The 11,039-nt window shown below is 66.5% G+C and carries 9 protein-coding genes; 3 read left to right on the forward strand and 6 right to left on the reverse strand.

Annotation, left to right across the window (positions count from 1 at the left end):
* Positions 1 to 9: 9 nt before the first annotated feature.
* Complete coding sequence (locus ABDW31_RS20755; protein WP_184722538.1) at positions 10 to 1,185, reverse strand: efflux RND transporter periplasmic adaptor subunit; 1,176 nt, start codon at positions 1,183 to 1,185, stop codon at positions 10 to 12.
* A gap of 186 nt (positions 1,186 to 1,371) precedes the next feature.
* Here ABDW31_RS20755 and ABDW31_RS20760 point away from each other — a divergent pair, with 186 nt between their 5' ends.
* Together ABDW31_RS20760 and ABDW31_RS20765 are read left to right on the forward strand one after the other, a co-directional pair.
* Positions 1,372 to 1,968, forward strand: a complete 597-nt coding sequence (locus ABDW31_RS20760) for a TetR/AcrR family transcriptional regulator (RefSeq protein ID WP_343699486.1) — start codon at positions 1,372 to 1,374, stop codon at positions 1,966 to 1,968.
* A gap of 166 nt (positions 1,969 to 2,134) precedes the next feature.
* Positions 2,135 to 2,809 carry a peptidoglycan DD-metalloendopeptidase family protein gene (locus ABDW31_RS20765; RefSeq protein ID WP_184722532.1) on the forward strand — a complete coding sequence of 225 codons (675 nt, stop codon included), beginning with the start codon at positions 2,135 to 2,137 and terminating at the stop codon, positions 2,807 to 2,809.
* On the opposite strand, the gene ABDW31_RS20770 is transcribed toward ABDW31_RS20765, so the two are convergent.
* The 4 genes from ABDW31_RS20770 to ABDW31_RS20785 form a co-directional block, all read right to left on the reverse strand.
* On the reverse strand, positions 2,806 to 3,312 hold the full coding sequence (locus ABDW31_RS20770) for an EF-hand domain-containing protein (protein ID WP_184722530.1): 507 nt from the start codon (positions 3,310 to 3,312) through the stop codon (positions 2,806 to 2,808). The two genes, ABDW31_RS20765 and ABDW31_RS20770, sit on opposite strands and share 4 nt — an antisense overlap.
* Positions 3,313 to 3,426: 114 nt before the next feature.
* Positions 3,427 to 4,287, reverse strand: a complete 861-nt coding sequence (locus ABDW31_RS20775) for a rhamnogalacturonan acetylesterase (RefSeq protein WP_184722527.1) — start codon at positions 4,285 to 4,287, stop codon at positions 3,427 to 3,429.
* A gap of 131 nt (positions 4,288 to 4,418) precedes the next feature.
* The gene (locus ABDW31_RS20780) at positions 4,419 to 6,074 is read right to left on the reverse strand and encodes a family 43 glycosylhydrolase (RefSeq protein WP_184722524.1); all 1,656 of its coding nucleotides are present in this window, start codon (positions 6,072 to 6,074) and stop codon (positions 4,419 to 4,421) included.
* Between the two features lie 223 nt (positions 6,075 to 6,297).
* Positions 6,298 to 7,734, reverse strand: a complete 1,437-nt coding sequence (locus tag ABDW31_RS20785) for a sugar porter family MFS transporter (RefSeq protein ID WP_184722521.1) — start codon at positions 7,732 to 7,734, stop codon at positions 6,298 to 6,300.
* A 360-nt stretch (positions 7,735 to 8,094) separates the two neighbouring features.
* Between ABDW31_RS20785 and ABDW31_RS20790 the strand changes: the two genes are divergently transcribed.
* A complete protein-coding gene (locus ABDW31_RS20790; RefSeq protein ID WP_184722518.1) occupies positions 8,095 to 10,302 on the forward strand; it encodes an outer membrane beta-barrel family protein in 2,208 nt (735 codons plus the stop codon).
* Between the two features lie 2 nt (positions 10,303 to 10,304).
* On the opposite strand, the gene ABDW31_RS20795 is transcribed toward ABDW31_RS20790, so the two are convergent.
* Complete coding sequence (locus ABDW31_RS20795; protein WP_343699487.1) at positions 10,305 to 10,871, reverse strand: GNAT family N-acetyltransferase; 567 nt, start codon at positions 10,869 to 10,871, stop codon at positions 10,305 to 10,307.
* Positions 10,872 to 11,039 lie beyond the last annotated feature (168 nt).

Here is an 11,039-nt window from a genome sequence, read left to right on the forward strand (position 1 = left end):
GGGCCCGCCTTAGTGTTGGGCTTGTTGCGCAGGGGCGGCGGGCTTGGAGCCAGCCGGCACGGCCTTGATCTGCGCGCCGGGGCGCAGCTTCATCAGGCCTTCGGTGATGACCTTGTCGCCGGGGTTCAGGCCGCTGGTGACCAGCCACTTGTCGCCGGACATTTGGCCAAGGGTCACGGGGCGCGGCTCGGCGCCCTTGGCCCCGACGACGCTGACCGTGGCGTTGCCCTTCGGGTCGCGCTGGATGGCGGCCTGCGGCACAAGAATGCCGCTGGAGGCGACGCCCTGGCTCAGGGTGGCGCGGACATACATGCCCGGCAGCAGCGTGCCGTTCGGGTTCTGGAACACGGCGCGCAGGCCGACCGAGCCAGTGCCCGGATCGACGGTGATGTCCGAGAACTCCAGGGTGCCCTGGGTCGGGTAGGTCGAGCCGTCTTCCAGCTTCAGGCTCACCTGGGCGGTGTTGGTCTGGCCAACCTTGCCGCTGGCGAACTGCGACTTGAGCTTCAGCAGCTCGGCCGAGGTCTGGGTCAGGTCGACATAGATCTTCGACAGGTCCTGGATGGTGGCCAGGGCGTTGGTCTGGCCGGCCGTCACCAGGGCGCCGGGGGTCACCGAGCTCTTGCCGATGCGGCCCGAGATCGGAGCGGCGACCTTGGTCCAGTTCAGGTTGATGCGGGCGTTGTCGAGGGCCGCACGCTGGACGGCGACGGCGGCGGCCGTCTGCAGGGCCGCGGCCTGGGCGTCGTCATTGTCCTGCTTGGACACCGCGCCGCTCTCGACCAGACCCTTATAGCGGTCGGCCTTCAGCTTGGCGCTGGTGGCCGTCGCCTGCGCCTGGGCCAGATTGGCCGCGGCGCTGTTGTAAGCCGCCTGGAAGGTGGCCGGATCGATCTGGTACAGCGGCTGGCCGGCGCGGACGTACGAGCCTTCCTCGAACAGGCGCGACTTGATCACGCCGCCCACCTGCGGGCGCACTTCCGAGATCAGGAAGGCCGAGGTGCGGCCCGCCAGTTCCGCGGTCAGGCCGACCGGCTGGGCCTGGGCGACGACATAGCCGACCTCGACCGGGCCGCCCATGCCCATGCCCGCGCCGCCGGCGTCTTTCTTGCCGCAGGCCGACAGGGTGAGCGCGATGGCGGCGAGCCCCACGGCCGTCGTTACGGCGGTGCGTTGGAAGTGCATGTTTAACCCCGGATGCGTGGGTCTCGCGAGCGATTGCTCTTGACGAAACCGGCATGATGAACAATTTGAGAATGAACGTTCATTCTCAGGCGGGCTGGACATAGGAGCGCCGTTGACGCAAGTCAACCTCTCCAGAGTGCAGCTTTCGCTGACCTAACGGAAATGTAATGTCGATTTGGATTTTCAATGACTGACGACACGCATTCAGCCCGTCCGTCCCCAGAATCTCGCCGTCAGCAGATCCTGGACGCCGCCTGCGAGCGCGTACGCCAGTCGGGCTTTCACGGGGCCAGCATGGCCGACATCGCCAAGGCCGCGGGCCTCAGCGTCGGCCACATCTATCGCTACTTCGAGAACAAGGAAGCGATCATCGCCGCCATCGTCGCCCAGGATCTGGCCGAGATGCGCGACAAGTTCGACGAGATGGAAAGCGGTCCCGGCACTCTGCTGGACGCGCTGGAAGAGCACCTGCCGGACGGCATCGCCAAGTGTTTCGACCCGCGTCGCGCCGCCCTGGCCATCGAGGTGGTCGCCGAGGCCGCCCGCAATCCCAAGGTCGCCGCCATTGTCCGCGCCGCCGACGAGCAGGAGCGCGCTCTGGCCAAGACCATGATGGAGCGCAACCGCAAGCCCGAGTGGTCGGACGCCGAGTTCCAGGCCCGCTGCGAGGTGATCGGCCTGATCTTCGACGGTCTGCTGATGCGCGGGGTCAACCATCCGGATCTTGACCGTACGGCCCTGACCGATGTCCTGCGCTCGACCATGCGACACCTGCTGACCTAGGTCGGTGCGTTTCTACCTGTCGAAATATTTCAACGAAATCATAGCTTAAGCATGGGGTGGCGCGACGGTCGGTCGCACGGGGCGGGCATTTCCTCGGCCGCCGTTAACCCTTAGATACGCCGTCGGTCACGCGTGGGGGCTTCCACACGAGACGGAAAGTCCCTTGATGACGTCATTCAACGCGAAGGCCATCGCGCCTTTGGTCCGCTGCGCGCTGGGCCTGGCGACGGTCTTCTCGCCGATGCTGGTGGCCGCCATGGAGCGGCCGGTCTCCCGCCAGGTGAAGATGCCGGCCATCGTCAAGCTGCTGGCCGACATCCAGGCCGACAAGCCCAAGCCGCCGGTGATGGAACGGGTCTGGAAGGGCGCGGACATCGACGGCGACGGCGCGGCCGACTTCGCCAATCCGACCGGCGCGGCGCCGCGCGGCCATGACGTCTTCGGCGACGGCGAGTTCGGCGCCCGCCGCGACGGCGGGACCCGCGCCCACGAGGGCGTCGACTACGTGGCGTCGGCCGGTCAGGCTGTCCATGCGCCGATGTCGGGCTACGTCACCAAGATCGGCTTTGCTTATGCCGGCGACACCGGCCTGAAGTTCGTCGAGATCACCAATCCGGCCCTCGGCTACGCCGCCCGCGCCTTCTACGTCCAGCCGGGCGTGGCGTTGGGCGACACCGTGCGCCTGGGCCAGTCGATCGGCACTGTGGCCAGCCTGCAGGATCACTATCCCGGCATCACTGACCACGTGCACCTGGAGATCCTGGCCCCGGGCGGCGACCGCGTGAACGCCGCCCAGCTGATCACCTCGACCTTGGTCGCGAAGGCCGGCGAGGCCGCTTAGGCCCAAGAGTCCGGCAGGCGGGGGGAGACCCCTGGCGTGTCGTCGCCGTGCTTGGCCTTATAGTCGAAGAGCTCTTTCAGCTCGGATACCGACAGCGCGCCGGACTTGTCGCGATCCAGGCGCTCGAAATAGGCGGCGATGGTCTTCTCCGAATTGACCCTGCCGGCCGCCAGCGCCTTCAGGGCGGCGTCGCGCGTGATCCCTTGGCCGTCACCCAGTTCGCGCACCAGCGCCCGGGCCATGCCGTCCGAGCTGAAGTCCATGTCCGTCAGGCGCGAGCCTTCCTGGATGGACACCGGAGAGTCGCTGAACTTCGTGAAGCTGTACTTGGCGAGACTCATGTGCGGGGAGCGCACCGTCTCGTCGATCGAGGCGTTTTCCGGCCGGGCCATGTTCATCAGGCTGGAGAACCGCATGGCGTTCCAGACATAGTCGGCCGTGGGCTTCGACGTCGTGGTGTTCGACGCCGGGGCGGCGGCGGGATCTGACGACTTGATCTGCACGAGAAGGGCTCCTGACCTGACCCCAAAATGAGTGCAAGAACGGCGCCGCTTTCGCGATCCCTGGCTGCAGGATTTTTGCGATCGAACCATGTTCCGCCAGGCAAGCTCTGCCGGTCAGGGCAGCAGGTTCTTGCCCAGCTCCGGAACTGCCTGCGCCAGCGCCTTGGCGATCATGGCCGAGAAGTAGTCGGCGCCTTCGGGACCGACGTGGGTGTAGTCGAACACCGGCTTGAACTCGGCCATGGCGCGCGGCGGACCGGGCGGTTGGGCCGGCGGGCGCGGCGGGACCACGGCGCCCGGGATGGCCGGCTCGTAGAACATCGCGCCGGTGGTGGTGCCGGACTTGGCCGCCTCAGCGATGTCGGCTGGCGGCGGGACCTCGCCGAAGCGCAGGGCCGCGACGGGGCCCATGGCCTGGACGGCGTCCTTGGACAGCTGGTGCAGATCGACCAGGGGCGTCTTGGTCTCGGCCGCGACCTTGCGGATGGCGTCGGCCCAGGGGGCGAGGTCGTCATGGACCTGGCCGTTGTGGAACTGGCGGCGGATTAGCGGGGTGACCAGCACCGGCTGGGCGCCGGCCGCGCGGGTCTCCTCGACGAAGCGCTTGATGTTGGCCGGAAACTGGGTAGCCAAGTCCGTCGAGCGCTCGGGGCGGCCGGGTTGGTCGTTGTGGCCCAGCTGGATCAGCACCCAGGTCTTGTCGAATCCGCCCGACGACATCTCCTTCACGGCCAGGGCCCAGGAGCCTTCCTCGCGATAGGTGCGGGTCGAGCGACCGCCGCGACCCAGGTTCACACAGGCGACGTTCGAGGTGACGTGCTTGGCACAGAAGCTGCCGCCCCAGCCGCTGCCGACGGCGGTGGTGGAGTCGCCGACGAGGACGACCTTGGGCGCCTTGAACATCGGCTCGGCCTGAGCCGAGGCGACCGCGGGGAGGGCGAGCAGAGCTGTCGCCAGCAGAAAAGGTTTCAGCATCATGCTCCCCAAAACAATCCTGTCATCCCGGCCGCAGCGCAGCGAAGAGCCGGGACCACCAAAGGCTCGAAGCTTCCGGCGATCCCGGCTCGGCGCGCGACGCGCTTGGCCGGGATGACAGATTTTACAGGCTAGTCCAGAGCCCGGTACTTGAAGTTCTTGAACCGGGCCGAGCCCTTGCCGGCGGCGTAGAGGCCGGGCTTGAGCATCATGAAGCCGCCCCGGACATTGTGATGGTAGCCCGAGACTTCCATGCCGCGGTCGAAGCGCTTCCAGGTCTTACCGCCGTCGCCGCTGGTGTGGAAGCTGACGATGTGGCGGGTGTTGATCACCTTCATCAGCATTTTCGTTCCGTGCGGGTTGGCCGGACGGCCCCGCTCGATGCCGTACTGGTGCGTGACGAAGTTCTTGGCGTCGAAGCCCAGGCCGCAATAGAGCTGGCGATCGTAGAACAGGATCAGGCCGGCGCGGGTGTCGGGATCGATCTCGATCTCGCACTCGAACTCATAGGCCTGGTCGCCATTGACGAAGATCAGCGGCGAGCCGCTGGACGGGGCCTCGCCGGCGCCCTTCAGGGTCAGGACGCCATTGGCGCGGGTGATGCGCTGCTGCTCGCCCGGCTTGGGGTCGAAGAAGTTCCACTGCACGCCGTACTTGTCGGTCGAGAAGTCGTCCGACAGCGCCATGCCGTGCGGGCCCGGCTTGCCGCCCTTGGGCTTCTTGATCGGCTTGGACAGGTCGCCGCCGCCGATCTCGAACCAGCCGTCCTTGGTCCAGGTGACCGGGGCAAGCAGGGTCTGACGGCCCAGGGTGTAGTAGCCGTTTTCGTAGCCGTGATAGACGGTCCACCAGTCGCCGGGCGTGGGGCCCTCGACCAGGGTGGCGTGGCCGCGCGACCACCACTTCTCGCTGTTGTCGACGGTGCGGACCAGCGGGTTCTGCGGGTGATCCTCCCACGGGCCGGCCAGCGACTTGGCGCGGGCGGCGATGACCATATGGCCGGTCGGCGGGCCGGCCGTGCCGCCCACGGCGGTGATCATGTAGAAGTACTCGCCGTGCTTCATGACCTTAGGGCCTTCTGGCGAGAAGCCTTCCACGTCCCAGGTGTCGGGGTACTTCCAGGGGTTATAGACGTGCTCGGGCTCGCCCACGGTCTTGAGGCCGTCCGGGGTCAGCTTGATGCGATCGCCGCCCGACAGGAACAGCCAGCGCTCGCCCTTCTCGTCGACGATGTGGCCGGGGTCGATGTAGCGCGGCAGCTTCAGGTCGATTGGCTCGGACCAGGGGCCCTCGATCTTGTCGGCCCAGATCACGTAGCTGGTGTTGTTGTTGGGGAACTTGGCCGGCAGGTAGATGTAGTAGCGGCCCTTGTGCTTGCAGATCTCGGGGGCCCAGATCGAGCCGACATTGGTCTTCAGCGTCGTGGTGACGGGCGTCCAGTTCACCAGGTCGCGCGAGTGCCAGATCAGCAGACCCGGATACGCGTCGAACGACGAGTGGGTCATGTAGTAGTCGTCGCCGTCCTTCAGGATCGACGGGTCCGGACGGTCGCCGGCCATGATCGGGTTCAGGAAGGTGCCGTCGCCCAGGTCGGCCTTGCGCTGGCCTTCGATGCCCTTGGTCCAGGTCGGACCCGAGGTCTGCTTGGCGGGCAGCAGGCCCATCTGGCCGGCGCCGGCCATCGAGGCGGAGAGGGGAGCGGCTTGCGCGGCGGCGGCGGGCAGAGCGGCCAGGCTGGCGCCAGTGAGCAGCGAACCGAGCGCGCCGCGACGGTTGATATCGACCATGGGTATTCCTCCCGAACCACAGATCGGCCCTCGGGGCCGTTACCTTGTTACCGGTAACTTATCCAGGTGACGGTGACGTTGTCCACCGGTGTCCAAGGCCAGACATGAAAAGAAACGTCCGACAATTGGGCGATCGGCGCAATGCGAAGCGAGGGGCCGACTGCCAACGAAAACGCCCGGGAGTCTCCTCCCGGGCGTCGTATCGTCGAAGCGGTGAGGGGGCTTAGCCCTCCATGGCTTCCAGTTCCTTGCCACGGGTCTCGTGGATCAGCTTCTGGACCAGGAAGAACGAGATCACCGCGCTCAGCGCGTAGAAGCCGTAGGTCGCCGGCAGGCTCATCTTGGCCATGGCCGGGAAGCTGAACGAGATGGCGAAGTTGGCCATCCACTGGGCGAAGCCGGCGACGGCCAGAGCCGAACCGCGCATCTGGTTGGGGAACATCTCGCCCAGCATGACCCACATGACCGGGCCCCAGCTGAGGTTGAAGAACACGACATAGGCGTTGGCGGCGATCAGGGCGATCGGGCCAGCGCCGTCGGCCATCTGCAGGGCGCCGTTGACCGTGGTGGCGGTCGAGAAGCACCAGGTCAGCACGCCCAGGGTCACGGCCATGCCGGCCGAGCCGATCAGCAGCAGGGGTTTACGACCAACGCGGTCGATCAGGCCCATGCAGGCCAGGCAGGCGACGATCGACAGCGCGCCCGACAGGATGTTGATCTTCAGGCTGTCGTCCTCGGTGAAGCCCACCGACTGCCACAGCACCGAGCCGTAGTAGAAGACGATGTTGATGCCGACGAACTGCTGGAAGATGGCCAGGACCAGGCCAGCCCACAGGATGGGGCGGATCTTCTTGCTGACCGGATCCAGCAGGTCCGAGAACTTCGGCTTGTGGTCGGCGTTCAGCGAGGCGCGGATCTCGGCGACCTTGGCCGCGCCGGCGCCGGCCCCGAACAGGCGCGACAGCACCTTTTCAGCCTCGGCTTCCTTACCCTTGGCGACCAGATAGCGCGGGCTTTCCGGAATGGTCAGCAGGGCGAAGAAGAACACGCCGGCCGGGATGACCTGCATCCAGAACATCCAGCGCCAGGCAGGCAGGCCCAGCCAGAACTCGGCGGTCGAGCTGCCAGCGGTGTGGGCCAGCATGTAGTTGGCCACGAACGCGCCGGTCAGGCCGGTGATGATCATGATCTGCTGCACGGACGACAGGCGGCCGCGGATGTTCGCGGGCGTGACTTCCGAGATGTAGACCGGGCACAGCACCGAGGCCGCGCCGACGCCCAGGCCGCCGATCAGGCGGAAGATGACGAAGATGGTCGAGGTGTGGGCCGCGCCCGTGCCGATGGCGCTGAGCACGAACAGCAGCGCCGAGATGATCATCACCGTGCGGCGACCCCACACGTCGGCCAGGCGGCCGGCGGCGAACGCGCCGATGGCGCAGCCGATCAGGATGGCGGCGACGTTCAGGCCAGTGCCGAATTCGGTCAGGTTGAAGGCGCTGTTCAGACCTTCCTGCGTGCCGTTGATGACACCGCTGTCGTAGCCGAACATGAAGCCGCCGATCGTGGCGACCGCGACGATGGCCGAAACGAAGGCCATATTGACCTTCAGGCCATCGGCGCTCATGCCGGCGCTGGGCCCGGCGTTGGTTACACTAGCCACAGGTTTCCTCCCCATGGGGCCGCTCGGCCCAAATTGATGCCCTGACGACCCTTTCCGGGTCTCTGGTTGCCGGCGACCTTAGTGTTACCGGTATCAGCGCGCAAGCTTGGGTTCTGTGACCCTCTTCTCGCGCGGGACTCACCCCTGCTGCTCCTTCGATAGCAGAGCCATGGGGCGGCGCGCGACGGCCGTCTGGCCCAGGCCGCCGAAAACATTGCGTAAAAGACATTTGTGTTTGGCCCGAACCCCAGGCTTAACAGAGGGAATTCAACTGCCGTTACGTGTGTAAATCCATGCGATTTACATTTGTGCAATCGGTGCGCGCCTCGCCGCCGAGCGCTATTGCTTTGGGGAAAGCTCTTGCGACTGAAGTTCGCTCTTCTGGCCGCCGCCGCGGTCATTCTGCCGCCCGCCGCCGGCCTGGCGCAGACCGCGCCTGCGCCGGTTGCCCAGTCTGGCGCTCAGCCCGCCGGCAAGCCCGCCGCCAAGGACGCGCCGAACGCCGTCGAGGGGGTGGTGATCACCAGCGACTCCACCGCCATGCGCAGCTCGATCGACAGCCGCAGCTACAGCGTCGCCAACGACCTGTCGGCGCGCACCGGATCGGTCGCCGACGCCTTGCGCAACGTGCCCTCGGTCAGTGTCGACGTGCAGGGCAATGTCAGCCTGCGCGGCGACAGCAACGTCACCATCCTGATCGACGGCAAGCCCTCCAGCCAGTTCACGGGCGAGGGCAAGGGCGACGCCCTGTCGTCGATGCCGGCCGACCAGATCGACCGCGTCGAGGTGATGACCAACCCGTCCGCCGCCTATCGTCCGGACGGCTCGGCCGGGATCATCAACCTGATCACCAAGAAGACCCAGAAGCCGGGTCTGAACGGCACGGTGCGCTTCAACATCGACACCCTGGGTCGCCATAACGGCGGGATCAGCGCCACCCGCCGGTCGGGCAAGCTGACCCTGACCGGCGACGCCAGCTATCGCCGCGACACCCAGGACGCGGCTCTGGTGATCGAGCGCGCCACCCTTGACCGAGCCAGCGGCGGCTACGCGGCCAGCACGCTCGACGCCGACGTCGAGAACAAGGGCGGCATGACCAACCTGCGCGGCGCCTTCGACTACGACCTCGACAAGGCCAACCGCCTCAGCGGCGAACTGCGCCTGCGCCGCATCGCCTTCGACAGTGACTCCAGCGAAGACTATTCGGCGCTGACCCCGGCGGGCGCGCCTTCCCGAGCCTATCTGCGCACGACCGAGGGCGAGATGACCCGCAACAACGGCGCGCTCAGCTTCGATTGGCGTCGTCAGTTCAAGGGCGGCTCGGACCACACGCTGACGACCCATCTCGAGCACGAGATCACCGATTTCACGCGCGACGCCGACGCCTTCACCCGCAACAGGCCGGGCGTGGACCTCTATGAGCATGTCGGCATGGACGTCGAGCAGACGCGCACCAACCTCAAGGCCGACTACGTTCGGCCCATGCCCGACAGCGTCAAGCTGAAGACCGGCTTCGACGTCGAGGTCGCCAGCAATGAGTATGTCAACCGCGGCGCCGAAGGGCCCAGCGCCGGCGGCCTGATCCCCGTTCCGTCGCGCAACAACCGCTATGTCTTCGACCAGGACGTCTATGCGGCCTATGTCACCTATGAGCGGCCGTTCGGCGACTTCTCGGTGCAGGGTGGTCTGCGCGCCGAGCAGGTGCAGATCAAGGTCGACGACGTCACCAATCGGGTGACCGGCGCCAACGACTATTTCAAGATCTATCCGACCCTGCACATGGGCTACAAGCTCAGCCAGGATCAGACGCTCAGCGCCAATTTCAGCCGCCGGGTTCAGCGTCCTGGGGCTCAGGATCTGCATCCGTATCGGGTCTATCTGGACCCCTTCAACTATCGCCAGGGCAATCCGGACCTGCAGCCGCAGATCACCGACAGCTTCGAGCTGGGCTGGCAGATGCGCAAAGGTCAGACCTATTATCTGGCCACCGCCTACTTCCGTGACACCAAGGACAGCGTCACGGATGTGGTCAGCGACCTGGGCGGCGGCGTGTTCCTGACGTCGCGCGCCAATCTGGGCAAGAGCCGCAGTGGCGGGCTGGAACTGGTCGCCAATGGCCGGCTGACGCCCAAGCTGACCTACAATCTCAGCGGCAATCTGTTCTGGAACGAGATCGACGCGGCCAATCTGGGCTTCTCGGGCACGCGCTCGGGCACGGCGCTGGCCGGACGCGCCAATCTGAACTGGCAGGCGACGCCCAAGGACTTCCTGCAGCTGAACGTCTTCACGTCGGGCAAGCGCCTGACGCCGCAGGGCCATCGCGAGCCGTTCAAGATGCTGAACCTGGGCTATCGCCGGAAGGTCAACGACAAGCTGTCGTTCGTCGTCACCGCCCAGGACGCCCTGGACTGGTTCCAGGACGTGACGATCACCGACACCCCGGCCCTGCGCGATCGTCAGCGGCGTTCGGCCAATGTCCGCTCGGTGTTCTTCGGCTTCAGCTATGCCTTCGGCGGCGGCAAGCCGCGGCCTGAGCAGTTCGATTTCAGCGCCGGTGGTCCGGGCTAGGCTCAGACCTGGCGGGATCCCAGGCGGTCGCCGGCGCGGCGGCCCCACGGGATCCCGTCGTCGGTGACATAGACGCCCGTGGGGCGGTCGCGGCATTCGTCAGGGGCCTCGCCCAGGCCATGGAAGGACGGCAGCCGCGCTTCCAGCAGTTCGCTTTCCGCCCGAATGCTCCAGGCCGAGCGCTGGGTCAGGTGCTTTTCGTAGCGCCAGACCTTGAGCGGGAACCAGCCCGCGGGAATAACGGAAGGCACGACCTGGGTCCGGGCGAGGGACCAGCCGGCCTTCTGGCAGAAGCGCGCTGCCCGGGCGTTGCCTACGGAGCAGGCCAGCCAGGCGGTGGTGACGCCCGCTTCCAGCAGCTGTTGCTCGGCGTCGATCATCAGCAGCGCAGCCACTCCAGCGCCGCGTGACTCTTCAGCCACGTACAGCTGGTGCACTTCCTGGTCCTTGACGATGTAGAAGCCGAATGGCGCGCCGACCGGGCCCAGCGCGCGGACGCGAGGCATGGCCAGCGCCATGCGGTCGGCGAAGCTATCCAGCGTGCTCCGCGCCGCCAGGGGTTTGGGCACGATCGAGAGGTGTGCGTCGCGCCAACCTCGCCACCAAAGGAGGGCCAGAGGGCCTAGGTCTGCGCTTTGGGCGGGGCGGACACTCATACCTTTCCCCCTTGGAGAGGCGGCTTGGCGTTGGTGACCTTACGGAAGGTCGCGCGCAAAGTTTTGATTGTCAGGACGGTT

Origin of the sequence: Caulobacter sp., assembly GCF_039596335.1 — a bacterium.
Lineage (GTDB): Bacteria > Pseudomonadota > Alphaproteobacteria > Caulobacterales > Caulobacteraceae > Caulobacter.

Excerpts from the sequence above, each read along its gene's own strand:
- ABDW31_RS20755 (WP_184722538.1), bottom strand. The coding sequence starts at position 1,185 with ATGCACTTCCAACGCACCGCCGTAACGACGGCCGTGGGGCTCGCCGCC.
- ABDW31_RS20760 (WP_343699486.1), top strand. The coding sequence starts at position 1,372 with ATGACTGACGACACGCATTCAGCCCGTCCGTCCCCAGAATCTCGCCGT.
- ABDW31_RS20765 (WP_184722532.1), top strand. The coding sequence starts at position 2,135 with ATGACGTCATTCAACGCGAAGGCCATCGCGCCTTTGGTCCGCTGCGCG.
- ABDW31_RS20775 (WP_184722527.1), bottom strand. The coding sequence starts at position 4,287 with ATGCTGAAACCTTTTCTGCTGGCGACAGCTCTGCTCGCCCTCCCCGCG.
- ABDW31_RS20780 (WP_184722524.1), bottom strand. The coding sequence starts at position 6,074 with ATGGTCGATATCAACCGTCGCGGCGCGCTCGGTTCGCTGCTCACTGGC.